The 23,268-nt window shown below is 69.1% G+C and carries 20 protein-coding genes; 4 read left to right on the forward strand and 16 right to left on the reverse strand.

Going from position 1 to position 23,268, the window contains the following annotated elements; genetic code table 11:
* Positions 1 to 8: 8 nt before the first annotated feature.
* The 3 genes from ACFYZF_RS24100 to ACFYZF_RS24110 are packed head-to-tail and all read right to left on the reverse strand — an operon-like array spanning position 9 to position 3,264.
* Complete coding sequence (locus ACFYZF_RS24100) at positions 9 to 1,547, reverse strand: pyruvate, phosphate dikinase (protein WP_387024307.1); 1,539 nt, start codon at positions 1,545 to 1,547, stop codon at positions 9 to 11.
* Positions 1,544 to 2,170: a transcriptional regulator gene (locus ACFYZF_RS24105; protein ID WP_387024309.1), complete on the reverse strand. Its 627-nt coding sequence runs from the start codon at positions 2,168 to 2,170 to the stop codon at positions 1,544 to 1,546. The genes ACFYZF_RS24100 and ACFYZF_RS24105 overlap by 4 nt, the downstream gene beginning before the upstream one ends.
* Positions 2,167 to 3,264 carry a TetR family transcriptional regulator gene (locus ACFYZF_RS24110; RefSeq protein WP_387024311.1) on the reverse strand — a complete coding sequence of 366 codons (1,098 nt, stop codon included), beginning with the start codon at positions 3,262 to 3,264 and terminating at the stop codon, positions 2,167 to 2,169. The genes ACFYZF_RS24105 and ACFYZF_RS24110 overlap by 4 nt, the downstream gene beginning before the upstream one ends.
* Positions 3,265 to 3,511: 247 nt before the next feature.
* Here ACFYZF_RS24110 and ACFYZF_RS24115 point away from each other — a divergent pair, with 247 nt between their 5' ends.
* A complete protein-coding gene (locus tag ACFYZF_RS24115; protein WP_387024441.1) occupies positions 3,512 to 4,108 on the forward strand; it encodes a DUF4162 domain-containing protein in 597 nt (198 codons plus the stop codon).
* A 243-nt stretch (positions 4,109 to 4,351) separates the two neighbouring features.
* Positions 4,352 to 4,495 (forward strand): hypothetical protein, encoded by a 144-nt coding sequence (locus tag ACFYZF_RS24120; protein WP_387024312.1) that lies wholly within the window; start codon positions 4,352 to 4,354, stop codon positions 4,493 to 4,495.
* Between the two features lie 291 nt (positions 4,496 to 4,786).
* Here ACFYZF_RS24120 and ACFYZF_RS24125 read toward each other — a convergent pair whose 3' ends face one another.
* From ACFYZF_RS24125 to ACFYZF_RS24135, 3 genes are all read right to left on the reverse strand, one after another.
* Positions 4,787 to 5,170 carry a hypothetical protein gene (locus tag ACFYZF_RS24125; protein WP_387024314.1) on the reverse strand — a complete coding sequence of 128 codons (384 nt, stop codon included), beginning with the start codon at positions 5,168 to 5,170 and terminating at the stop codon, positions 4,787 to 4,789.
* Positions 5,171 to 5,181: 11 nt separating this feature from the next.
* On the reverse strand, positions 5,182 to 5,619 hold the full coding sequence (locus tag ACFYZF_RS24130) for a hypothetical protein (RefSeq protein ID WP_387024316.1): 438 nt from the start codon (positions 5,617 to 5,619) through the stop codon (positions 5,182 to 5,184).
* Between the two features lie 293 nt (positions 5,620 to 5,912).
* A complete protein-coding gene (locus tag ACFYZF_RS24135) occupies positions 5,913 to 8,567 on the reverse strand; it encodes an ATP-binding protein (protein ID WP_387024318.1) in 2,655 nt (884 codons plus the stop codon).
* 203 nt (positions 8,568 to 8,770) lie between these two features.
* On the opposite strand from ACFYZF_RS24135, the gene ACFYZF_RS24140 reads away from it, so the two are divergent.
* Positions 8,771 to 9,628, forward strand: coding sequence for an esterase/lipase family protein (locus ACFYZF_RS24140; RefSeq protein ID WP_387024320.1), 858 nt, complete (start codon positions 8,771 to 8,773; stop codon positions 9,626 to 9,628).
* Between the two features lie 200 nt (positions 9,629 to 9,828).
* On the opposite strand, the gene ACFYZF_RS24145 is transcribed toward ACFYZF_RS24140, so the two are convergent.
* Together ACFYZF_RS24145 and ACFYZF_RS24150 are read right to left on the reverse strand one after the other, a co-directional pair.
* On the reverse strand, positions 9,829 to 12,237 hold the full coding sequence (locus ACFYZF_RS24145) for a right-handed parallel beta-helix repeat-containing protein (protein ID WP_387024322.1): 2,409 nt from the start codon (positions 12,235 to 12,237) through the stop codon (positions 9,829 to 9,831).
* 92 nt (positions 12,238 to 12,329) lie between these two features.
* Positions 12,330 to 12,509 carry a hypothetical protein gene (locus ACFYZF_RS24150; protein ID WP_387024324.1) on the reverse strand — a complete coding sequence of 60 codons (180 nt, stop codon included), beginning with the start codon at positions 12,507 to 12,509 and terminating at the stop codon, positions 12,330 to 12,332.
* A 333-nt stretch (positions 12,510 to 12,842) separates the two neighbouring features.
* On the opposite strand from ACFYZF_RS24150, the gene gdhA reads away from it, so the two are divergent.
* Positions 12,843 to 14,189 (forward strand): NADP-specific glutamate dehydrogenase, encoded by a 1,347-nt coding sequence (gene gdhA, locus ACFYZF_RS24155; RefSeq protein ID WP_387024326.1) that lies wholly within the window; start codon positions 12,843 to 12,845, stop codon positions 14,187 to 14,189.
* A gap of 145 nt (positions 14,190 to 14,334) precedes the next feature.
* On the opposite strand, the gene ACFYZF_RS24160 is transcribed toward gdhA, so the two are convergent.
* The 8 genes from ACFYZF_RS24160 to ACFYZF_RS24195 form a co-directional block, all read right to left on the reverse strand.
* Positions 14,335 to 15,588, reverse strand: coding sequence for an ATP-grasp domain-containing protein (locus ACFYZF_RS24160; RefSeq protein WP_387024328.1), 1,254 nt, complete (start codon positions 15,586 to 15,588; stop codon positions 14,335 to 14,337).
* An 81-nt stretch (positions 15,589 to 15,669) separates the two neighbouring features.
* Entirely contained in the window at positions 15,670 to 16,053 is a 384-nt protein-coding gene (locus ACFYZF_RS24165; RefSeq protein WP_387024329.1) for a hypothetical protein, read from the reverse strand.
* A 140-nt stretch (positions 16,054 to 16,193) separates the two neighbouring features.
* Positions 16,194 to 17,285, reverse strand: coding sequence for an S-(hydroxymethyl)mycothiol dehydrogenase (locus ACFYZF_RS24170; protein ID WP_387024331.1), 1,092 nt, complete (start codon positions 17,283 to 17,285; stop codon positions 16,194 to 16,196).
* 72 nt (positions 17,286 to 17,357) lie between these two features.
* Positions 17,358 to 18,602: an ATP-grasp domain-containing protein gene (locus ACFYZF_RS24175; RefSeq protein ID WP_387024333.1), complete on the reverse strand. Its 1,245-nt coding sequence runs from the start codon at positions 18,600 to 18,602 to the stop codon at positions 17,358 to 17,360.
* 9 nt (positions 18,603 to 18,611) lie between these two features.
* Positions 18,612 to 20,210 (reverse strand): class I tRNA ligase family protein, encoded by a 1,599-nt coding sequence (locus ACFYZF_RS24180; protein ID WP_387024335.1) that lies wholly within the window; start codon positions 20,208 to 20,210, stop codon positions 18,612 to 18,614.
* Entirely contained in the window at positions 20,207 to 20,572 is a 366-nt protein-coding gene (locus ACFYZF_RS24185) for a cupin domain-containing protein (RefSeq protein ID WP_387024337.1), read from the reverse strand. Before ACFYZF_RS24185 ends, ACFYZF_RS24180 begins: the two co-directional genes overlap by 4 nt.
* Positions 20,573 to 20,575: 3 nt before the next feature.
* Positions 20,576 to 21,895 (reverse strand): SidA/IucD/PvdA family monooxygenase, encoded by a 1,320-nt coding sequence (locus tag ACFYZF_RS24190; protein WP_387024339.1) that lies wholly within the window; start codon positions 21,893 to 21,895, stop codon positions 20,576 to 20,578.
* Between the two features lie 8 nt (positions 21,896 to 21,903).
* A complete protein-coding gene (locus tag ACFYZF_RS24195; protein ID WP_387024342.1) occupies positions 21,904 to 23,004 on the reverse strand; it encodes an FAD-dependent oxidoreductase in 1,101 nt (366 codons plus the stop codon).
* Between the last annotated feature and the right edge of the window lie 264 nt (positions 23,005 to 23,268).

Genomic DNA, 23,268 nt, shown 5'->3' on the forward strand with positions numbered 1-23,268 from the left:
CGGGCGTCTCACAGCCGGGCGTGCGCTGCGATGAGGCGTTCCTGGTCCGGGCGTTGCGATCGGTTGCCGGAGATCTCGTCGGCCCAATCGAGTAGGCGGTTCAGGTGGCTGTCGACGGTTACGGTGGCGCTGCCCGGGTTGCCGATCACGATTTCTCCGCTGGTGCCGTCGATGGTGACGAGTGTCCCTTCGGCGACGACGCGTTCGCCGGCCCGCACACACTCCGCCACCACGTCGACGGTGAGGGCGGTGGCGTCCACGACGGCGGGTTTGCCCATGGCTCGGGCGACGACGGCCGCGTGGCTGGTGGGTCCGCCGAGGGTCGTGACTATCCCGGTGGCGGCCGCCAGGCCGTGCATGTCCAGCGGTGAGGTGCAGGGGCGTACGAGAATGACCGGGCCGTCGGCGGCCATGCGTGCGGCCCGGTCGGCGGTGACTGCGATGCGCCCGGCCGCGACACCGGGACATGCGCCCCGGCCGCGAGTGAGGACGTCGAGCCCGGCGCCGGTGCGGATCCGGGGTGTGTGGGCGTTGCGCAGATGCTGTGGTGAGATCCGCCCCAGGGCCGTGTGCCGGTCGATGAGCTGCTCATCGGCGAGGTCGACGGCGACGCGGATCGCGGCGCGGCCGGTCAGGCCGCCGGGCCGTACCTGCAGAAGCCACAGGCGGCCTGCCTCGAAGGTGAACTCGACGTGGCAGGCGTCGCGGTAGTGCTGTTCGATCCGGTGCAGGGCCGCCAGGAGGTCTTCCCATACCGCAGGCTCCCGGTCGGTGAGCTCGGGCAACGGCCGGGTGCTGGACCGTCCGGAGACGACGTCCTCGCCCTGCCGGCCGAACAGAACGTCACCGAACGGGCTCTTCTCGCCGGTGTTGGGATCGCGGCTGAAGGCGACGCCGGTGCCGCTGCGCTCGTCGCGGCTGCCGAACACCATTGCTTGGACGATTACGGCAGTGCCTGATTCGTGTGGGATGTCGTGCAGTTCGCGGTAGGTGATGGCGCGCGGGGTGTTCCAGGACGCGAAGACGGCACACACCGCCGCCCGCAGCTGGTCCATCGCGTCGTCAGCGACAGCTGTGCCGGAGAGCCGAGTGCCGGCTTCCGCCTCGTCCGTGGTCCCGTGGAGAGCGGCCGTGAAGCTGGTCAGGAATCGCCGGCGCGCCTCCTGCGCGAAGGCCGGGTTGCCGGTCTCGGCAGCCAGCCCGCCGGTCGCCTCGGTGGTGAGGCCGAGGTTGAGGACGGTGCTCATCATGCCAGGCATCGACACGGCGGCACCGGACCGAACCGACACGACCAGGGGCCGTCGGGCGGCACCAAGGCGCCTCCCGGTGGCCGCCTCAAGTCCTTGGACGGCGGTGGCCAACTCGGCGTCAAGGCCTTCCGGTAACCGCCCGGCACGGAGGAAGGCGCGGCAGGCGTGGGTGCCGATGACGAATCCGGCCGGAACGGGCAGGCCGAGACGCCGCAACACGACGAGACCGTGTCCCTTACCGCCAAGCAGCGTCGGGGGCTCGTCGGTGTCGGGAGTGAGGGGATGGATCCAGCTCATCGGATGGCGGCCCACTGACGCGGGATGCCGAGGGTGGCGAGCAGGTCTTCGTGGAGTTGGAACCACACGGTGTGGTAAGAGGTGATGGTGTCGACCAGCTGTTCCAGAGCACCGGCCTGGGCACGGTCGAGCGCTGCGGCGAGTCTGATCCGGTACCGCCGGAACCGCGGCAACGCCGCGGACAGGTCCGCACACACCGCCTGGGCACGTTGGTCCAGGTCAGCGAATCGGTCCAGGACCCGAGCGTCATACGCGCGGTCGGAGTGGTCGTTCGGCGTCACAACGCCATCCACGGTACGTAGCTGCCATGCGGAGCAAAGATCCAGCAGCTCGGGGTTCAGCACCATGAATTTCTCGTACGCCGCGGCCACGGCGTCCCGGGCACCGGTGGCGTCGACCTCGCCGGTAACCCGTCGGGCGTTCTCGACGCGGCCAGCCTCGGTGAGACCCCACCCGCCGAACTCGCCCGGTGTCCGCGTCACCAAGCCGGCCACGGCGAGATCGATCAGGTGGGACTCCACCTCCGCCGCAGGAAGGCCGACTGCATCCGCAAGGCGGGACAGCTCGGCGAATCCGATGCAGCGAAGCACGTGCAGCACGACCGATCCCGTGGAGCCCGTCATCGTTCGTCCCTCTCGCGTTGTGCCTCGGCCACAGGGGTGGTTGCTGCCGCGTAGGCGGCGCCCCGGCCGTATGCCCGGGCGATGATCTTCCCGGCTCGGATGCGTATCGCGGCTTCGGTGTCCTCGGCGGCACCGGCGCCGATGGCGGACGCGAGCGCGGCCTGGTCATCGAGGACGAGACGCATCGACGGGCTGATCGCCGGCCCGAACAGCCGTCGCAGGCGGGCGGCTAGGTCGGTGATCCTCAGTCGGACCAGTGCTCCGGTCTCGGCCGGGTCGCTCGTGACGACCGCGACAGTGACGAGGTCCCCCGGCCGGGCGGCACGAACCGCTTCCTCGGCCGCCCCCAGGCGGCCTGTTCCGAGGACCACGACGAGTCCGTCGCTGTCGAACCCGACGGGACGGTCGCTGATCGCATCCGTCAACTCCGTAGGCGGTGTCCAGGTGTCGCAACACAGTTCGGGTGCGGCGACGTACGGCAGGTGGGGTGGGTTCCAGACGTCGGCCACATCAAGACCGGCGAGATGACGGCAGGCGCGCGCCACGTCGAACGGGTCACCGAAGCCGGGCGCGGTCTGGGCAAGATGACCTGCCCCGTTCAGCAGGGTCAGGATCAGCTCAGCCAGCCGCACCCGCCGACCCGCATCGCGTGGCTGACAGGACTCCAGCGCAAGAGCCACCAGCAGGCCTTCCAACGTCGTGAGCTCGGCCAGGGCGCTGCGCCCGGGTTCGTCGTCGAACACCCCGGTCAGTGACTGGGACTTCAGTTTGGCGGCGGCGGGCGGATCACCGGCCAGCGGCAGCCGTTCGAGCCAGACGCGCGCAAAGGCCTCGGCCGCCGCTGCCACATCCATCGCCACGGCGGGCGCGTCCAGCGCGGCCGTGCGCGGCACAGACTGGAGCAGAACCGCCAGGTACAACGACCGCTTGCTCGGGAAGTTCGAATAGACGGCGCCTCGGGTCAGGTCCGCCCGAGCGGCGATGCGATCGATTCTGGCATCGGCGTAGCCGTGCTCGGCGAACTCCTGCGTCGCCGCCGCCAGCACGGATGCACGCGTACGCACCTGCTGTTGCGCCCGGGTCAAGCGCACCATCGGAACCCCCTCTGCCGTGTTCGTCCGCTTGCAGCATACTGCCAACATCCGGATGTTGATAACATCCGGATGTTGTCTGTCTGTAGGTTCTCACCGAAGGGAGCGCCATGACCCACCACGGCCTGGAAGCGCACGGGCTCACCAAGCGTTTCCGCGGCACCACCGCCCTTAACGGCGTCGACCTCGCTGTTCCCCGGGGCCAGATTCTGGGTTTGCTGGGCCCAACGGCGCAGGCAAGACCACCCTCATCCGTGTCCTCGCCACCCTGCTCAGGCCCGACAGCGGAACCGCGCGTGTGGTCGGTCGGCTCCTCGACCTGACCCGGCGCGACGCCACCCGCCGGGCCGACGAACTGCTGTCTCGGTTCGGCCTCACCGAGGTAGGCAACCGGCGCGTCGCGGCGTACTCCGGAGGCATGCGCCGCCGGCTCGACCTGGCGGCGAGCCTGGTCGGTCATCCCCAGGTGGTCTTCCTGTACCTGGAAGAGGCTGACACCCTCGCCGACGCCGTCATGGTTATCGACCGCGGCCGGGTCATCGCCAGCGGAACTCCAGCTCAACTCAAACAACAGGTCGGCGGACACACCGTCAACGTGCGGGTCAACGACCCCGCCGACGCCGATCGCGCCGCCGCCATCCTCACCGCCGTCACAGACCGAACCCCGGCACGCTCCACCCGGCGCCAACTCGCCGTGCCGGTGTCCGATGACGACGACTTCCTCCAGATCGCCGCCGAACTGCGCCGCCAAGCCGTCGACATCAGCGAGCTGTCGCTACGCCTACCCAGCCTCGACGAAGCATTCCGCGCCCTGACCAGCGCAGCAGCCGCCACGCCGACTCCGTAGGGGCCCTGACATGACCACACCCACCCGTTCGCTCAAGGCGAAGCAGGCCGACCGCCGCGCTGGCTACGCCACAGCCTCATCCTCGCCCGCCGCAGCCTCGCCAAGACCTCGCGCAATCCAGGCGCCATCGTCAACGGACGCCGAGGCCGTCCTGGCGTTCAGTTTCCTGACCTTCCTACCGCTTCAGCTCGGTACCAGCCTCGCCACCCCACCACGAGCCTCCCCTGGGTACACATCAACCCGGTGACCGCCGTCATGGACGCCTGCCGCGCGTTGCTCAACGGAACGCCGCCCGGCGACCTGCTCACCATCACGCTCATCTGGTGTGCGGCGATATTCCTGTCGTTCTGCCCGCTGGCGGTATGGATCTACGGCCGCCGCGAATAGCCGGACGACGGCGGTCCGGGCGGGAGGCGAGACCGTGTTCACGAGCCTGTCCAGCGAGGATCTCCGCGTGAACGGCGGATCTCACCTGCGGGCCCGGCTCGGCTTCGGCGGAGCTGGGGAGACGTCGAGCAGGTCGTCGCTGCTGCGACGTCCGGACCGGAGGCGGTGGGACTGGCTGCGGTAGCAGCCAGTCCCACCGTTACCCCATCACGGCTTTGAGTATCGCCTCAGCAGCGCTTACGTCGCGTTGACCGGGGAGACGTACCACGATCCGGATCCGTTTGCCGGAACTCAGAAATCGTCGGTCTCGCAACGCGTGGCCTGGGCGCCCATGCCCGACACGACGGTGCACCATTCCTGATCACCGCTGCGATTGGGGGCGCTGGTGTTGGCGTAGACGCCGTACGTGGCGATCACGGCCGTGTAGCTGTTGCTGGCGACATCGTGGCCGTCCATCCGCAACTTGACCGTCATGGAGATCTTCTTCGGGTTGAGGCAGTTCACCTCGCCGCTCGCGATGACTGTTCCTCCCGAATAAACCGGGGCGATGGCGACCGCTGAGCACGCAGGATCGGCGGCGGCGAAGGCCGCCCCGCCCGGGAACAGCGCCAGGGCGGTTGAGGCCGCCGCCGTCGCGCAGATCGTGGCCAGCACCCGGCTGGGCGTATTGTTCATGGACCGTCTCCTCAGATGATTTCCCGTGGGTCGCCGCACTGCCATGTCACCTGATCCCAGAATGGTGCGAACGAACACACAGTGACCACCACCGAATAAGCATCCCCGGAGTAGGGGAACGTGCGTGTGGCGAACGTCAGGGAGTTCGGGGAGTACGCGCATGCGGCCAGGTTGTTGTAGGCTGCGACGTCAGTTTCGACGTGGACGTAGACGCACGCTTTGGCGGTCGAACCCGTCGGGTGGATCCTGCCATTGATCTTGACATTCGTCGCGTTGACGACAACCGAACCCTCGTAGAAACCGTAGCTCTGGTGGCCATCGGACACTCCGAAAGCGACGTACGACGCGGCGTGCGCTACGCCGGGTGCGACGGTCAGCCCGAGCAAACTCATGAGCACTATGGCCAGTGGTGCGAGGAAGAGCCTTTTCATGCGGGTGGTCGGCTTCATAAGAACTCCTTTCCAGAATGTTGGGCGCACGGCTCGGCGCGGTCAGCCGCAGCGTCGGCCGAAGACCGGACCCGATTGGTCGACGTGCGCTTCCGTGTTCCTTACCGAAACAGTGGAGTAATCAGAGCACCATCGGTCGCCCCTGACAACTGTCCAGGCTGTCCGGACGCGTTCGGCACTGTTCCGAACAGACTGAGGAATGCGGCCGGACGGCAGCGGCTCTGCCGCCGATCCGCAAACGGAACAGACCAGAGTCGGACGGGTGGCTGCCGCCCACATCACGACGATGGGCGTCAGCAGGCGTCGGCGTCGGCGTCGGCGGCGGAAAGGTGGGGGAGGAGCCCGGCGAGCCTGGCGGTGTCGCCGAGGCGGGTGAAGATCGCAGCTGCCTCTTCGAACGCCCGTCGCGCGGCCGACGGCTCGGTGTGCGCATACGCCTTACCCAGGCTGGTGAGCGTGGCGGCTTGCATCGAATGCCACCCGCGTGTCCGCCACATCGCAACGGACTCCTCAAGGTGACCGATCGCCCGAGCCGGGCGGTCCTCCGCCAGTTCGATGTCGCCCAGCACTGCGAGGGCCTCGGCCAGGTGATGGCTCATGTTGTACCCGCGACTGAGCGTCACCGCCGCCTCGGCGGTGACCCGCGCGTCCGGACCACCGCGCCGCAGATCCAGGCGGGCCAGCGCGAGCAGCGTCAACACCTCGGTATACCTGTCGCCGTAGTACCGCGAGATGCCCAGCGACTCGTGAAGCATGCCGTGGCTGCGCTCCAGGTCGCCGAGTTCGCGGTAGGCGATACCGGAAAACTGCAGGACGGTCGCGACCCAGCGTGGGTTGCCCAACGCACGCGCCTCGTCCAGCGCATCGGTCAGGCCACCGGCGGCGGCGGCGAAGCGCCCCTGCTCGTAGCTGACGATCGACAGCGCCAACCGGGCTCGGATCCGGCCGCCCGGGTGATCCGACCGCTTGGCGAGGTACAGGGCACGACGGGCGTGGGCGGCAGCGGCCGGAAGGTCCCCGATGGCGGTGAGCGCCCACGAGCACATCACGGCGGCGTCGCACATGCCCTGTTCGTGTCGGAGTTCGGTGAACATGCCCAGTAGCCGGAACGCTTCGTCGCGCAGCCGGGACATCGCGTCACCGTCGGGGCCGTCGGTGGTCCAGGTGGTCACATCGATCAGACCGCGCAGCATGACCGCCTCACCGAGCAGGTTGCCCGCCGCACGGCACACCGACATGACCTCAGTGTTGGTGTCGGCCCAGTCGCTGTACATGCCGCGTAGGTCGAAGTACTTCTCCATGCACCCGGCCAAGTCAAATGCCACGTCGTCGAGGCCGAGCACGCAGGTCTGCCGGATCAGGGACAGCAGCGCCGCTCGTTCGGCGTCGAACCACCGACCCGCATCGGTATGCGACGGGAACCGCTGTAGCCAGTCCATGGGCGGACGTGGCGCGTGCCCGCTGATCGCCGCATAGCAGGGACCGGGTATGCGCTCGGCCATCCGTTCGGCGATGGCCAGCCAGCCACCGAACCCGCGGGTGAGCGCGTCGGCGAGTGATTCTTCGGTGTCCTCGAGCGAGGCGCGTTCCCGCGCGAACAGTCGCACCAGGTCGTGAAAGCGGTAGCGCGGCTGCCCGGCGACATCGGTGCTGGCGGCCGTGAGTAGCTGCGCGTCCACCAACGCCTCGGCGTGCTCGATCCCGCGTTCGAGGGTGGCATCGAGCACGATCGCAGTGAACCAGGCGGGGAAGTCGGGCAGGTCGAAGAGGCTGAGCATCCGGAACAGCTGTCGTACTTCCGGTTCGAGCCCTTGATAGCTCAGCGCGAGCGATGCGCGGACGGCCAGGTCGCCAGCCACCAACTGGTCCAGGCGTCGTCGCTCGTCGCCGAGCATCGCCGCCAGATGACCGAGCTGCCAGGTGGGCCGGGCGGCGAGCCGCGCGCCGGCGACGCGTACCGCCAGTGGTAGCCCGCCGCACAGTCCGACGATCTGTGCCGCCTGGGCGTGCTGTGCCGCCACTCGCTCGTCCGCGATGACGCTGGCCAGCAGCCGGATCGCGGTGGCGGGCGGGAGCACGTCGAGGTCGACGCGACGGGCGCCCTCGATGCCCGTCAGCCGGATCCGGCTGGTCAGCAGGACCGCACAGGTCGCCGTGCCCGGCAGCAGCGGTCGGACTTGCTCCTCGGTGGCGGCGTTGTCCAACACCAGCAGTACTCGGCGGTCGGCGAGGCGGGTGCGGTACAGCTCGGCGCGTTCGGTCTCGTCCGCCGGAATCACCTGGCTGGGCACGCCCAGTGCGCGCAGGAACCTGGCCAGCACGTCGCCGGAGCGCAGCGGCGACGCCTCAGCTCCCCGCAGGTTCACGTATAGCCGAGCGTCCGGGTACGCGGCGGCCAACCGGTGCGCGACGTGGACCGCGAGGGTCGTCTTGCCGACACCGCCCATGCCGCTGATCGCCGCGATCGGCACCGCGTGGTGCTGTCGACCATCACGCCGCAGGCCCGCCAGGTACTCGCACAGCTGCGTCACGTGCTCCTCTCGGCCGGTGAAGTCGGCGATGTCGGCGGGCAGCATGGCGGGCACGGCTAAACCGTCCGGCACTGGCACCGGCTGCGGAACGTCGTGCGGGGCGGGTGCTGTGCTCTTCGGCCGCGTGGCTGTGGTGGCGAGCGTGTTGCGTACCGTGACCCAGGTGGCGACCGCCGCCTCGTCGAGCCCGCAGGCCCGGACGAAAGCTGCGACGATTTCGCCCCTGGGCAGGCTGGAACGGGCCAGCATCGAGGCGGCCGTGCTGGCGGGCATGACGTCGCCGGCAGCCTCCGCCCGGCGGGCGAGCTGTCGATAGGTCAGATCCGACCAGGCTCGTAGCTGGCGCAGGGCCGCGAGGAACTCCTCCGCACTAGTGATTTCCTCCGGGTTCGGCAGCCCGTCAACATGCTCAGCCACAAGACCTTCCCGCACTGACGTCATCCCTAGTTGATCAATATAGCCGCAGGCCCGGTTCCGGGGCCAGCGCGTTCGAGTTGGTTCGGTACAAACGCGAACACCGTGAGTCGTTGTGTTGTTCCTCCGCCGATGCTGCGATGAAAAACAATTCAGCACTGAACATCCGGAGGTACACATTGCTCAAACGGATCCTGGCCTGCGCCATGGCTGCCGTCCTGACCACGATATTGGGGGTGGTGACCATGGGTACGCCTGCGCACGCCGCTCCCGCCCGCAACGACAGCTTCAACGAACCTGTCTACTTCGTACCCGGGTTCACCTTCGATCTGCTCGGCCGCGATCCCGCCCACCACTGCTGGGAGGGCTACTGGAAGTCGACCGCCGACGCCATGCGCTCGTGGGGGTGGACCGGCAGTTACCACACGGTCAGCTTCTACAAGGGCGACAACGGTTGCAACACGGTGATCAGGGAAAACGGCGACCGAGACGTATCCATCTACGAGCTCGGCCGGCTTCTGGCCTGGAACATCTACAGCTCCTACTCCAAGAACAACATTTCGGTCGACATAGTGGCGCACTCCATGGGCGGGCTCATCGCCCGCTCGGCGCTCACTGGCGTCGCCGCGCACGCCAGCGGCTGGCCGCCCTACCTCTACGTCGAGGACGTCGTCACGATCGGAACCCCGCACCTCGGCACGTCGCAGGCAAGCCTCTGCGCGGCAACCTACGGCTACCGGCAGTGCACCGAGATGTCGCCCGGTTCACCGCTGCTGAACGCGCTCTACCAGAGTCCACAGTCGGCGCAGGGCACCGACTGGACGTTGATCGGCTCCGACGACGACGACACGGTCTCGACCGAGTCCGCGCTCGGCATGACCGCCGGACACTACCTCCGCTACGACGCGAACCAGGGCCTCGAACACAGCAACGTTCACCAAGTGACCAACGGTAGCTACTACCAGCGGTACAAGAACTACTACGAATCCAACTGGGTCGCGGGATGGGGCGCCCCGCCCGCGCGCTCGGCCAACAACTCCCTCTACTTCTGGTGGCGCTGGTAGCCCGGATACGAACCTCGATCGGCCATCTGGTCGCCGCTGGCCGTCGCTCCTCGACGGCCAGCGGCGATGCGAGGCCGGCATCCAACCGGCAACCTGAAGACCAGGGGTGCGAGCCGTCGACCATCCCGCAGACCAGTCTCACAACCGCCCTCATGCGCGACCGGGCGAAGCCGCACGACTCCTGTCGCGGGGATGCCGGGTTAGCTGCCCGCAGGCGGGATGTCTCCTGGCAGTAGCAGCCGGAGTTGCTCGGATGTCGGTGCCGGTATGTCCGCGAGCCGCTCAGCTTGCCGTTCGATCATGGCGCCGAACAGCTTCCGTGCGCCGCGCCCGTTGCCGAAGTCCGGTTCGTGGGCGGCCTCGGTGAGCCGCTCCCGCAGGGCGGCGCTGGTCGGCTTCGTCAGGTCGTACCCGTGCTGGCCGGCTAGCCCGGAGACGATGGCGAGCAGTTCGTCGGGGGTGTAGTCGACGAACTCGATGGTCTTGGTGAACCGTGAAGCGAGGCCGGGGTTGGTGGCCAGGAATCCCTCCATCTCGTCGGGGTACCCGGCAACGATCACCACTACCTGGTCCCGGTAGTCCTCGATCAGCTTGACCAGGGTGTCGATTGCCTCCAAGCCGAGGTCTGAGGTGGTGCCGAACCGGCGGGCGAGCGTGTAGGCCTCGTCCACGAACAACACGCCGCCAAGCGCTCGCTCGAATACCGCAGAGGTTTTCAGCGCGGTGCTGCCCAGGTATTCACCCACCAGGTCGACCCGGGCCACCTCGACGACCTGCCCTTTCGACAGCATGCCGAGTTGGGCGAGCAGCCGCCCGTAGATGCGCGCGACGGTCGTCTTGCCGGTCCCCGGCGGCCCGGTGAAGACGAGATGCCGGCTGAGTGGCAGCACCGGCAGGTTGGCACGCCGCCGCTGCTCGCCCACCCGAATCAGGTGGACCACGGTTCGTACCTCGCGCTTGACCGCTGCCAGTCCGATCATCGCGTCCAGTTCCGCCAGCGCGGCGTTGACGGTGGTGGCGGCGTCGGCATCGCCGGGGCGACCGGCGGCGGCGTGGTCCGGATCGTCGTCGCGGCCGGTGCCGTCCGCAGTGGCCGCCGAACCAGTCGGTCCGTGCGCGTTGTCGGGCGGGTGTGGGGCGCCTACCGACACGAGCGGCCGGTCGGCACCACGCACCGGTTCGCCGGCGACGTTGATGAACTCGCACCCGTCGACCAGTACCGGGGCGTCGGTTTCCACCTGCACGCCGTCCCCGCCGCAGTCGCGCACCGTGCCTGCCCGCATGTCCAGCCGGGACTGCTCCCGCAGCACCACCCCGGACCCAGTCATGCTGGTGACCGTGCAGCGGTCGAGTCGCAGGCTGGCCTGGCCTGCCCCGACGACACCGACAATGCCGCCGGAGACCGTCGCGTCGGTGAGGCTGATCGAGATCCTCTCGGACCCGACCACGCCCGCCGGCGCATCCTCTACCCGCACCATCGTGCCGGTAAGCCGGCCAGATCCCTCAGCAGCGATCCCGCTCTGTGACGCGCCTCGAAAAGTGGCGCCGTCGATTCGGACATCCGTATCCAGGGCGCCGTCGAGCACAATTCCATGCTCGCCGCCCGTCACCGTCAGGTCGGTGAAAGCCGGGCCGCCGCCCTGCACCCGCACGCCGCACCGGCCCGGGTCCTCAATTTTGACGTTGGTGTACCGGCCGGCGGCGGACTGGATCAGCAGTGCGTCCTCTCGCGCGCCCCGCAGCACACCTCCGTTCACCTCCGGTGCCGCTCCGTCGACTGCGGCGACTGCGGGCAGCCGACTGGCCGTCACGGTGCAATCGGAGAACTTTCCCTGCGCGCCGCTGACGTAGATTCCGTTGCGGCCCACCCGTTCGATCAGACAACGGCGGATGTCCGGCTCGGCCCCGCCGGAGACCTCGATGCCAGAACCCTCCAGGTCCGTTAGCTCGCACTCCTCGACCAGTCCACCGGCCGATCCGCTGAACGCCATCCCACTGCCCCGGCCGCCCGAGATCCGGCACCGGCGTACGGTCGGGCGGGATCGGCCACTCACCGCCACGGCTGTCTGCCGTACGCCGATGAAATGGCTGTCTTCTACCGTGCCGCGCCCGCCCTCGAACGCCTCGAAGCCCTGACCGACATTCTGGACGTGACAGTGCCGCACAATCGGCTGGCTATCCCGCTTGGACAACACCGCGTACTCGTCGAAGTCCCACAACCGGCAGTGTTCGACGACTCCGCTGGAATCGACGAAGGCCATTCCGCGGCGCATCCCATGAAAATGGCAGCTGCGCAGGTGGGCCGCACCCCGCTCGCTGATCACGGCGTTGACCGCCTGCCCGGTGACAGTGCACAGCTCCAAGGTCAAGGTTCCACCGACCGCCGAGACTGTCGCCGGCGCCTCGGAACTCCACGTCCGCAGCACCAGACCCTGCAACGTGACCTCGGCACCCTCGCAGTAGACCGCAGGGGCGGCGTCGCGGTTCTCCACCGTCACCCCACCCGGCATGGCCGCACGGATAGTGACCGCCTTCGCGCGCACTGTGACCGGCCCGTCGTAACGGCCCGGCTCCACCACGATCAGCGCGCCGTGGGGGGCCGCCGCCACCGCCGGCCCGATCCCGCGGTACGTGTTCGGCCGGGTCAGCGACACGACAAGCGTCGGTACCCCCATGGACCTCACCCTCACCTTTCCCGCGATCAGGCCCCCGCCAGGTAGGGCGACAGACACGCGGAAGCATAGGTCTCGTACGCCACCGACCAGCCGCGCTGGCCGAGGCGGGGTGATTCCTTCTGTCGCGCGGCGGCGAGGCTGTCGAGGAGGGCCTCCAGCCGGAACTCGAAGCGCGCCCGCCGCTCTTGCTCGATGTCGGCGGACATAACGGTCTCAGCGGTAGGAGCCAGACGTCTCGTCGCCAGCCAGCGGGCCGCGGCAGGCGTCCGCAGCGCCGTCACCTCGCCAAACGGCACCGCTGATGACGGGGTCAGCAGCGGGAATGTCACACTGAACCACGGCGAAGCGCCGGCCAAGGGCGAGGTCCGTGAGGAAACCTCGTCCTGCCGGAGCTTCCCGCTCAACATGCCGAAGTTGCCGTATCACCAACCGCTACCTACAGCGACATTATGATCTTGATGGTCGTGGCGGTTGCAGGTGGACCTGGTTCGCCCCGCGCACTCGGCAAACCGGCCATGGTTGCACATCGAGGAGTATTTATGTCGGCACAGGACAAGCTAGAGTCGATTTTCACTTCGGTGGTGCGGCGCAATCCTGGCGAGGGCGAATTCCACCAATCGGTGCGGGAGGTGCTCGACAGTGTCGTGCCGGCCTTGGAACGGCATCCCGAGTACGCCGACGCGAAGATCATCGAGCGGATCTGCGAGCCTGAGCGGCAGATCATCTTCCGGGTGCCATGGGAGGACGATCGCGGTGAGGTCCACATCAACCGCGGCTTCCGGGTGGAGTTCAACAGTGCCCTGGGCCCGTACAAGGGGGGTCTTCGGTTCCACCCGTCGGTCTATCTGGGGATCGTGAAGTTCCTCGGTTTTGAACAACTGTTCAAGAACGCGTTGACCGGCATGCCGATCGGCGGTGGCAAGGGCGGGTCGGACTTCGACCCCAAGGGCCGCTCCGACCGTGAGGTGATGCGGTTCTGCCAGTCGTTCATGACCGAGCTGTACCGGCACATCGGCGAGTATACGGACGTGCCGGCCGGTGACATCGGAGTCGGTGGCCGAGAGATCGGCTATCTGTTCGGGCAGTACAAGCGGATCACCAACCGGTACGAGTCCGGGGTGCTGACCGGCAAGGGCCTCAGTTACGGCGGCGCCCAGGTGCGCCGGGAGGCTACCGGCTACGGTGCGGTGTTCTTCGCCGAGGAGATGCTACGCGCCGACGGCGGTGACAGTCTCGACGGAAAGCGGGTGGTGGTTTCCGGCTCGGGCAACGTGGCAATCTACGCGATTGAAAAAGTGCATCAGCTCGGTGGCACCGTGGTGGCATGCTCGGACTCCTCCGGCTACATACACGACGAAAAGGGAATCAACGTCGAGGTGCTCAAGCAGGTCAAGGAGGTCCGCCGGGCACGGATCGACGAATACGTCGACGCGCGCCGGCACGCCACATTCGTCGCGGGTCGCCCGATCTGGGACGTGCCCTGCCAGGTGGCGATCCCCTGCGCGACGCAGAACGAGCTCACCGCCGCCGACGCGCTCACCCTGATCGCGGGTGGCTGCACCATCGTGGTGGAGGGGGCCAACATGCCCACCACGCCGCAGGCGGTGCGGGGTTTCGCCGAGGCCGGGGTGCGGTTCGCGCCCGGTAAGGCGGCCAACGCCGGTGGAGTCGCGGCCAGCGCGCTGGAAATGCAGCAGAACGCCAGCCGCGACTCGTGGACCTTCGCCCATTCTGAGCAGCGGCTGCAGGAGATCATGGGGACTATCCATGCCCGCTGCTACGCCACCGCCGACGAGTACGGCATGCCGGGCAACTACGTCGCCGGAGCCAACATCGACGGCTTCCGGCTCGTCGCCGAGGCGATGCTCGCCCACGGGCTCATCTGAGACGGCGGCGTACCCGTAGCGGGGCTGCTGGGCCAGAGTCGCCACGACGGCGACGTGGTCAGAGCGGCGTAGTCGGCGGGCGCCACGGCTCACGTTCACGGCATCGCACCAGACCCGCAGAGGGCACCACCTACCGGGCCGCCCCTCAGGCCCTGGTGTAGTGCACGGCCTTCGTCGCTATGTCGAGTGCGGCCTGGCACTCCTGCGCCGTGTCGGCCACCGCGGTCACGTACGCGATCCGGCCCCAGACCGTGCCCTTGGGCGGTGGCGACACGGTCCGGCCCGGGTCAACCAGGACCACCGCCTGGTCGACGGCGGCGGGCAACTGCGCACGGTCGACCGTCACCAGGCCGATGGTCGTGTCGTCGACGTCCACGTAGAGGAAGCGCACCCCGGCCACCCGCCGCCGGGTCGGAACAATCGCCGAGGACCGGCCACAGGCTGCCGCCGCCGCGATCAGGGCCGGGTCCAGGCCGCTGGCCAGCAGCCCGAGGTACGGGACCAGGTCGCCGCCGAGCCGGCCGTTGACCTCGATCAGCTGCGGGCCTTGGGCGCTGAGCATGAACTCGGTGTGGGTCCAGCCGTCGCGGAAGCCCAGCGCGTCGTGCGTCTGCTGGAGCAGCGCGCGAAACCCGTCGTCGTGCAGCAACGGGTCCGTCGCGTCCACCAGATGACCGACCTCCTCGGCGTACGGCGGGAACCCTACGGTTTTGCGACCGACGAACAGCGGGACGACCCGCCCGTCGGTCACCACGGCATCCACGCTGATCTCCTCACCGGTCACACACTCCTCGACCAGGACCGGCGCGTCGGTGCTGTAGCGGACCGGGTCCGGCGCGGGGGTGTCCCGAGTGAAAGGGAAGAACCGGCGCAGCGCCTCGGCGTCGTCGACCCGCACGACACCGAGGCTGGCGCCCAGGCCACGGGGCTTGAGGATGATGGGGTAGCCGATCGGGTCGGCCGCCGAAAGTGCCTGTTCGACCGTGGCCACCGGGACCGATCTCGGCTGCGGCACGCCGGCGCGGCCGAGCGCCTGCCGGGTCTGGGCCTTGTCCCGCAGCCGCCAGATCACCATCGGGTCACCGTTACGGCAACCCAGCTCCTGTGCAATGTGGGAGCTGGCGTGAATCCGTCCCTCGTCCCAGCAGAGGACCCCGGCGAATGGCGCTTCTTCGTGCAGCCCGCGTGCCACCGCCGCCATCGCCTGGCCGTCGATGGTGTTCTCCAGCACGGTCCAGCCGTCGAGGTGGGGGAGTTCCCAGGTCGGCTCCACCGTGTGGAACAGGTGAACCCGGTAGTGGGAGCCGAGCGAGGCGAGCAGGTACTCCCGATAGGCCTGCATGCCGCTGGCCACGAGCAGCAGCCTGGGCGGGTCAGCGGCCCCGGTGACGGAGGTCATCTGGCAACTCCTGGCGTGTGATGAGGTGAGGACGCACGGTCCGGGTGTCCGCCGGTACCGCGCGGGTCGGCACCGGGTAGGTCAGGCGTCCCTGTCCGGCGGGGACGCCGGGATCTCCTCGATCTGGGATACGCCGCTGGCGGCGTGGGCGCCGTGGCGCTGCCACGTCTCGTGCAACAGGATGCGCCCGTCGGGGAGGATCTCGGGGGTGCTGTGACACTCGCCGACGATGATCCGCCCGTCGTCGAGCACCATGCAGTACGCGAAGTCGACCGAGCCGTCGGGCCGGCACTGTCCGGCGAGGGTGCCCCGGCGCGCGTGACCCCCGGTGAATTCGCCCCAGAGCAGGTCGCCATCCTGCCAGTAGTTCGCGACGCGGCTGTGCTCCCCGCTGCCGTCCGCGACCGGCCGGAACCGGCGCCCGTGATAGTTGATCGAGAGGGCCGTGGCGTTGGCTGAGGGCACGCGTGCTCCTTGAACGGGGTGGAATGGCGGAACGGTCGAGGTGAGTGGCTCTGGCGGTGCGCCAGACGCCGGGACACGCAGGAGACCAGCGAGTGACCGGTCCTCGGCGGCCGACGGGCGCCCGCCAGCCGCCGAGGTAATCAGTCGAGCAAGACGACGCTGCGTAGCACGTCGCCACGGCGCATGCGCTCGAACGCCACCTCGACGTCGCCCAAGCCGATCCGCTCGGTGACGAACAGGTCGAGCGGCAGCCGGCCCTGCAGGTGCAGATCGACCATCATCGGCATGTCCCTGGAGGGCAGGCAGTCGCCGTACCAGGAGGTCTTGTAGGTGCCGCCGCGCAGGAACAGGTCCAGCAGCGGCATGTCCAGCCGCATCGACGAGTCCGGCCTGGCCACCAGCACGAAGGTGCCGCCGAGGGAGCGCGCGTGGAAAGCCTGGCTCCATGTCTCGGGCGACCCGGCCGCGTCGATGGTCACGTCGGCGCCGAGCCCACCGGTGATCTGCCGGATCCGGGAGACCACGTCAGGTTCCCGGCTGGCGTCGACGACATGCGTGGCGCCCAGCTGGGTGGCCATCGGCAGCTTTCGCGGATCGATGTCGACAGCGACGATGGTCGTCGCCCCGGCCAGTCGCGCGCCGGCCACGGCCGCGCAGCCCACCCCGCCGCAGCCGATCACCGCGACGGTGTCTCCGGGACTGACGCCCCCGGTGCGCATCGCCGCACCCAGTCCGGACATCACACCGCAGCCGAGGAGGCAGGCAGCGGCCGGGTCCACCGCCTTGTCGACCAGGGTGCACTGGCCCGCGTGGACCAGGGTGAGCCGGGCGAAGGCACCGATGCCCAGCGCCGCCCCGAGCGGTTCCCCGGTGGTCAACGTCATCGGTCGGCTGGCGGTGAGGTCGTCCAGACACGCCTCGGGTGCCCCGCGCTGGCAGGGACGACAGCGCCCGCAGACCGCCCGCCAGTTGAGAATGACGAGGTCGCCTGGGACGACGTGCGTCACGTTGTCACCCACCTGCTCGACGATCCCGGCTGCCTCGTGTCCCAGCAGGTACGGGTAGCCGGAGCCGATCACGCCGTCGCGGTAGTGCAGGTCGGTGTGGCAGACCCCGCAGGCCAGCACCCGCACCGTTGCCTCGTCCGGTCCCGGGTCCGGGACCACGATGTCGCGGATCTGCACCGGTTGGCCCGGGCCGAGCGACACCACGGCCTCGACTGTCTGCGGCATGAACCATCGTCCTTGTCTGTCTGTCTTGCTGCTGCTGGTGTAGGGGCGGGACGGCCGGGGGAGCGGCCCGGATCAGTCGGCGAACTCCACCTTGATCAGGTCCGCGAACCGGATCATCGTGGCGAAGGCGTCCTCCTCCGAGGTCCCGGTGGTGCCGAGGAACCCGAGGATCGTGTTGCCGTGCGGCGGGCGCTTGATGACGTCGCCCGGCCGTGCGGTGATCTTCAGGTCGAACGTCCGTTCCGACTCGCTGACTTCGGCCGGCACGTGCACGCTGGCGATGGTGCCGGCCGCGCAGATCAGACACATCGACGCGGTGTGCGTACCGGTGGGCTGAAAGTGCCGCACCCGGGGCCGCACGCCGCGGGCGATGTCGACGGCCGCCGCGATCGGGTCGTGATCGGCGGTCAGCCTGGCGATCAGGTCGAGCCCGCCGCCGCCGACCCGTCCGGCGATCTCCAGAAGGTGCGGCCGGCCGTCGTGGAACCGTACCTCCGCATGCCCCACGCTGCGCCGCAGCCCCTGCGCCCGCACCCCGGCGGCGACCACGTCGTGCACCGCTGCGAGGTCCTGCGGGCTCATCGACGTCGGCGCGTGGTGGACATCGTCGTCGAAGGTCTGCCCCTCTATGGTGATCCGGTCCACCACCGAGCCGAGGTAGACCTCGTCATCCCAGACGACCACCTCCATCAGGTACTCCGCGCCGTCCAGGAACGACTCCACCAGCAGGCCGCTCGGTCCGAGGTCCACCCCCTCCGGCTCGGACCGCGCCCAGAACATGTCCCGGCTGCCTTCCTCCGCCTGCGCGTACCGCTCGGCCAGCTCCGCCGGGGAGCCGACCTTGAACACGAAGTTGCTGCCGGCGCCGTGCGTGGGCTTGATGATGACCGGATAACCGAACTCCTCCGCCGCGGCATGTGCCTCGGCCAGGGTGCCGGTCAGCCGGAACTGGGGAGAGGGCGCGCCGGCCCGCTCGTACGCCTGCCGCATCAGGTACTTGTTGCGGCAGTTGACGGCGGTGTCGACTCCGATGCCGGGTAGGCCGAGGGCCTCGGCCACCGCCGCTACGGTGATCACCGACGACTCCGAGAACGTCAACACCCCGTCGAAGCCCTCGGCCTGGTGCCACTGCTTGCCGGCGGCGATGATGTCGTCGATGTGGCGGGAGCCGACCACCTGGTACCGCTCGGCGGGCCAGAAGTCCGGCTTACCTTCACCGTTGAGCACGTAGAGTGTCGCACCCAGGGCTTCCACCTGCGCGTAGCGCGACAGGTAGTACTCCAGATACTGGCAGGTCTCGATGGCGAGTAACTTCATCTGGTTCTCCTACGATGCTCGTCCGGCGCCAGCGCCGGGAGCCAGCTGGTCGAACGTGGCCGGCAGCATCGGCAACCGGAACATCGTGACCTTGTCCACGGACCCGTCGTCGATCCGCAGCCGTACCCCGGCGCCGGCCAGCGTGTCGGTAACGTCGATCAGGATCGGCGCGGCGTACGCGAGCAGGGTCTGCACCTGAGCCAGCACGTCGGCGGCGGTGTCCGGGTTGATGTGGGCCCGCGCCAGGCGGTCCAGTTGGGTGGCGATCGTGTCGGCGACCCCGCCCGGGCTGAACCGGTCGTCATGGTAGTGCCGGCGCAGCCGGTCGGCCACCACCCGGGCCCGAGCGCGGCCGGCCGCGCTCACCGGCAACACCGCGCCGTCCGGGATGGTCAGTTCGGCCAGCGCCGTGGCCAGCAGGTTCCAGGGCCGCACCAGCCGGGTGGCCACCACGTCCCGCAGATCGGCCTCGGTGAAGTTGGTGCGTTGGAACTCCGGGGCGGTGAGGGCCAGATAGAACCGTGCCAGGTCGCGGGGCACGCGGTCGAGCAGTTCGGTGGCGGAGATCAAGTGGCCGCGGCTGGTGGAGAACTTCGCCCGGTCCAGCTCGTAGAACTCATTGGTCACCGTCACCGTCGGGGTGGCGTACCGCTGCGGGTGCGACAGCAGCATGGCCAGGTCGAGCATCCCCCAGTGGAAGACGTTGTCGTACCCGTGGAGGTAGACGATCGTGGGCTGGGTGTCGGCGAGCCAGAACTGGTCGGTGCGCTCGGCCGGCCGGCCGAGCTGCCCCGCCGACCACCACGTGCTGTAGATGACCGCCGGCATCGCCTCGATCCACGGGTACAACCGTTGCCCGGGAGTCTCGGCGAACGGCGCAGGCAGCCCCCACTGGCCGGGCACGGTGACCGGAACATCCGGTAGCGGGCCGGCCATCAGCTCCGTGACCAGGTCGCGGGCGTTCGGCCGCCACCGGGGCGCGTGCCGGGCGTAGTAGTCGGCGAGCTGGTCACGCAGGCGTTCCAACGGCAGCACGAGGATCTCCACCTCGCGGTGCTCGACGTCGTCCGTGGGGTCGAGCGTGTAGTACGGGTCGAGCAGCTCGTCGAAGTTGTTCGGGTGCCCGCACGCCTCGCACGCGCCGCCCGAGCTCTGCGCCAGGCAGGTCGGACAGGTGCCCGAGACGAGCGCGTCGTAGAGGCAGACCCCGGCCCGCCGGGCGAACGGAAACCGGACGGTACGCAGCTCGAAAGCGCCTGCCCGGTGCTGGGCGGTGACGAAGTCGAGCACGGTGCGTCGGTAGGTTTCGTCGACCGGCGGCAGCCCGACCAGGGTGGCGCCCAGCGCGGTGAACGCCTGCCCGATCTGCGCGGTGGCATCCCGCACCAGGTCCGCCGGGGCCACCCCCAGGTTCGCCGCGCGGGTCGCCACGAAGGACTGACTGTCGTCGGTGCAGGTGGTGTGGATGACAAACCTGCCCCGCGCACGCTGGTAGCGGGCGTAGACATCGGCGGCCAGGTACGGCCCCGCCAGGTGCCCGACGTGCAGGCCCCCGTTGGAGGTGGGGGTGGCCGGAACCACGATCACCGGAGGTTCGTCCAGGCTCATGACACGGCCCGGTGGCGCTCGACGAACTGGTCCGCCATCTCGTGATCCCACCAGATCGCATACATCTGGAACGGCTGTTCACCGCGGTTGACCACCTGGTGCCGCTCGTGTGGCGGGAAGTGCACGACGTCCCCCGCGACGAACGGCGTGGTGCCCGCGTCGGTGACGAGCTCCGCCTGGCCCGTCAACGCGATCCAGATCTCGTACTCGTGGTGACCGTGCGCCCCGGACTCGGCCCCGGGCGGCACCACACACCAGGAGCCCTCGAAGGGGGCGTTCAACGCCTCCCAGGGCATCAGCCGCTGCGCCCGCAGCCCGTTGTCGGGCTTGAGGCCGTGGTGGTCCAGCTTGCGGATCTCCATGAGTCAGTCATCCCTTCCCTCGGCGAAGACGCCGCCGGCCGCCGCCGTGCCGACCAGCGCCGGTGCGCTGGCACGGGGGGCGAGTAGATCGTTCACCATCTCGCCAGCGCGGACCGCCAGTACGCTGATCAGCGAGTCCGCGATGCCATGAGTCGCCTCGTTGACGCCCTGCAGATAGCAGCCGGCGGTCACGGAGTCCGGCGTCACCATGCGGTAGTTGCGGTCGACCGTGATCTCGCGTACGCCCACGGAGGCGGCGGTCTGCCGGATCAGCGCCGGCTTGCCCTGCTCGAAGCCGGTGCCCAGGAGCACCAGGTCGGCGCGGAGCTCGTCGGTCGTCGCCCGTAGCCGGTCGTGCACGGTCAACACGACCTCGTCGCCCTCCATCCGGGTGGCGAGCACGTCGGTGAGCGTATGCATGACGATCCGGGCGTTGCCGGTCAGCCGGTCCTGGTACATCTGGCGATACAGCGAGTCGAGCATGCCGGGGGCCAGCCCGGCGTAGTTCGTCCGGTGCATCTCCTGCAACAACTGGGCCCGGGCCTCGGCGGAGCCGGCGTGGAACTGGTCGACGAACGACGGGAAGTACAGCTCATTGGTGAAGGCGCTGCTCTCGTAGCCGCGCAGACCGGCCGACCTCATCAACATCCGGCACTCGGCGGCGGGGAACTGCTGGTACATCGTCCACAGCATCTCGGCGGCACTCTGCGCCCCGCCGACGACCACGACCCGGCGCACGGCCTTCGGGTCGAGCTGCGCCACCCGGCTGGTGAACTCGGTGCTGTGGACCACCCGATCGGCGGGCAGATCCCGGAACGCGGCGGGAACGTTGGGGGCCCGGCCGACCCCGATCACCACGTTCCGGCAGCGGACCACCTCGCCGGTGTCGAACTGGACCCGCCAGCGATCCGACACGCCGTCGTCACGCGACGACACCGGCGTGATCGCCGTGACCGCCCGCCCGTACTCCACCTGCACCCGCTCCAGCGACTTGGCCACCCACTGCAGGTACGCGGAGACCTCCAGGCGGAACGGCAACGCCGAGCCCAGGTTGATGAACTCGTCCAACCGGTTGGTCGAGTGCAGGTAGTTGACGAAGGAGTACCGGCTGCGTGGGTTACGCAGCGTCACGAGATCCTTGAGGAAGCCGACCTGGCTCTGGGCCCACGGCAGCAGCATCCCGCGCTGCCAGGCGATGTCGTCGTACTGGTCCACCAGCAGGGTTTCGTCGGCCACGTCGGGAGCCATCTCCTCGACCGCCACGGCGAAGGCGAGGTTGGCCGGACCGGCCCCCACCGCGACCACTGACTTGTGTCTCTCCATGCTGCCCCTCATCTTGACGCCTGGTCGCCCGGGTCCCGGCAAACCGGCACCGGGGGCGTGGACATCTGTGGCGGTTGTCCGCTGGCCGCCACGCACACCGTCGCGGCGGCGAGTCGGCTCGACGCCAGAACACTCTTCGCGGCGCTTCCCGCCCCACCGGCGAAGCTGAACACTCCCGGCATGTCGTCGATCGCGCGTAGCCGCAGCCCGCCCTCATCGGCGAAACCGTCCACGCCCGCGGCCGACCACCGCGGCGCCGGCAGCCGCCCGTCGAGGCCGAGAACGGCGCGGGCGACGTCCGAAACCCGATCCACGTACGCCGGGTCGGGGCGGTCGTCCCCCGGAGCTGCTCCCCACGCCGAGGTGGCGACACCGAGCAGTACGGACCCTCCATAGGACCGGCCGTACAACGTGGACACGTCGTCGACGAGGCAACCGAGGTCGGGTCGCGCCAGCGGGTATACGCCGTACTGGATTCGTCGGGTGCGCAGCGGCACGGGAACCAGTGCGCTGGTCCACGCACCGGCCGCGACCACCACCACGTCGTGATGCCGGACGATGCCGCCCACCGTCACGGCTGGCCCGGCTGCGACCGAGGCGACCGCCTCGTGGCGTACCCGAACACCCAACGCGGTGGCCCGGGTGACGGCGTAGTGGCGCAGCGCGTCCGGACGGATGTGCCCCGCATGCTGCTCGACGACCGCGAACGTGCCCTCCGGCCGGGGGGCGAGACCGAGGGCCCGCGCCGCCTGTCCGGCTGGCACCAGCCGGGCGGAGCCGCTGAGCGCGCCGTCCAACAGGGCGAGCTGGCGGCCCGGATCGACCTCCGGGCGCAGGAAATAGTAGGAGGGCGACTCCTGGTATTCGCTTGCCTGGGCCAGCGCGGGGTCGCGGCGAAGCTCGGCGAGGCTCTCAGCCGCCAACCGGCACTCGTCGAGGTTCGTCTCGAAGCCCCGGACCAGCCCACCGGAGGCGACAGTGGCATCTCGGCCACGCGTCGCCGCGCCCAGGTACAGCTCGATGCGGGGTCCGCCGATCTGCTCGGCGAGCCGCAGCGCGAGCAGGGAACCGGCCAGGCCCCCGCCGATGACGGCCACTGGGGTCCGCATCGGATCAGGCTCGGCGGGCATGCGGGCCGACCTGTGGACGGCGTGCGGACCGCCGGTCGAGCCCGCGCATGATCACTCCGACTCCACAGGTGGGGGAAAGGTGCCGCTGTGGCAACTGTGGTTGCAGACAATAGACATCAGTCGACAATCCGACAACCGATCAGGAAGCCCTGGCGCAGGGCGCGTAGGGCGACCATCCATGCATTCACCACGTCCGTCTCCGTCGAACAGGTTGATCCGGCTGGCTTGCAGGCGTCCAAGTGT

It is taken from the genome of Micromonospora sp. NPDC001898 (assembly GCF_042891255.1).
In the GTDB taxonomy this organism is placed as follows: Bacteria; Actinomycetota; Actinomycetes; order Mycobacteriales; family Micromonosporaceae; genus Micromonospora.

Coding starts and splice junctions, on each gene's coding strand:
- gdhA (WP_387024326.1), top strand. CDS start 12,843: ATGTCGGCACAGGACAAGCTAGAGTCGATTTTCACTTCGGTGGTGCGG.
- ACFYZF_RS24190 (WP_387024339.1), bottom strand. CDS start 21,895: ATGGAGAGACACAAGTCAGTGGTCGCGGTGGGGGCCGGTCCGGCCAAC.
- ACFYZF_RS24140 (WP_387024320.1), top strand. CDS start 8,771: ATGGCTGCCGTCCTGACCACGATATTGGGGGTGGTGACCATGGGTACG.
- ACFYZF_RS24160 (WP_387024328.1), bottom strand. CDS start 15,588: ATGACCTCCGTCACCGGGGCCGCTGACCCGCCCAGGCTGCTGCTCGTG.
- ACFYZF_RS24180 (WP_387024335.1), bottom strand. CDS start 20,210: ATGAGCCTGGACGAACCTCCGGTGATCGTGGTTCCGGCCACCCCCACC.
- ACFYZF_RS24130 (WP_387024316.1), bottom strand. CDS start 5,619: ATGAAGCCGACCACCCGCATGAAAAGGCTCTTCCTCGCACCACTGGCC.
- ACFYZF_RS24105 (WP_387024309.1), bottom strand. CDS start 2,170: ATGACGGGCTCCACGGGATCGGTCGTGCTGCACGTGCTTCGCTGCATC.
- ACFYZF_RS24150 (WP_387024324.1), bottom strand. CDS start 12,509: ATGTCCGCCGACATCGAGCAAGAGCGGCGGGCGCGCTTCGAGTTCCGG.
- ACFYZF_RS24175 (WP_387024333.1), bottom strand. CDS start 18,602: ATGAAGTTACTCGCCATCGAGACCTGCCAGTATCTGGAGTACTACCTG.
- ACFYZF_RS24125 (WP_387024314.1), bottom strand. CDS start 5,170: ATGAACAATACGCCCAGCCGGGTGCTGGCCACGATCTGCGCGACGGCG.
- ACFYZF_RS24185 (WP_387024337.1), bottom strand. CDS start 20,572: ATGGAGATCCGCAAGCTGGACCACCACGGCCTCAAGCCCGACAACGGG.
- ACFYZF_RS24100 (WP_387024307.1), bottom strand. CDS start 1,547: ATGAGCTGGATCCATCCCCTCACTCCCGACACCGACGAGCCCCCGACG.
- ACFYZF_RS24170 (WP_387024331.1), bottom strand. CDS start 17,285: ATGCCGCAGACAGTCGAGGCCGTGGTGTCGCTCGGCCCGGGCCAACCG.
- ACFYZF_RS24195 (WP_387024342.1), bottom strand. CDS start 23,004: ATGCGGACCCCAGTGGCCGTCATCGGCGGGGGCCTGGCCGGTTCCCTG.
- ACFYZF_RS24110 (WP_387024311.1), bottom strand. CDS start 3,264: ATGGTGCGCTTGACCCGGGCGCAACAGCAGGTGCGTACGCGTGCATCC.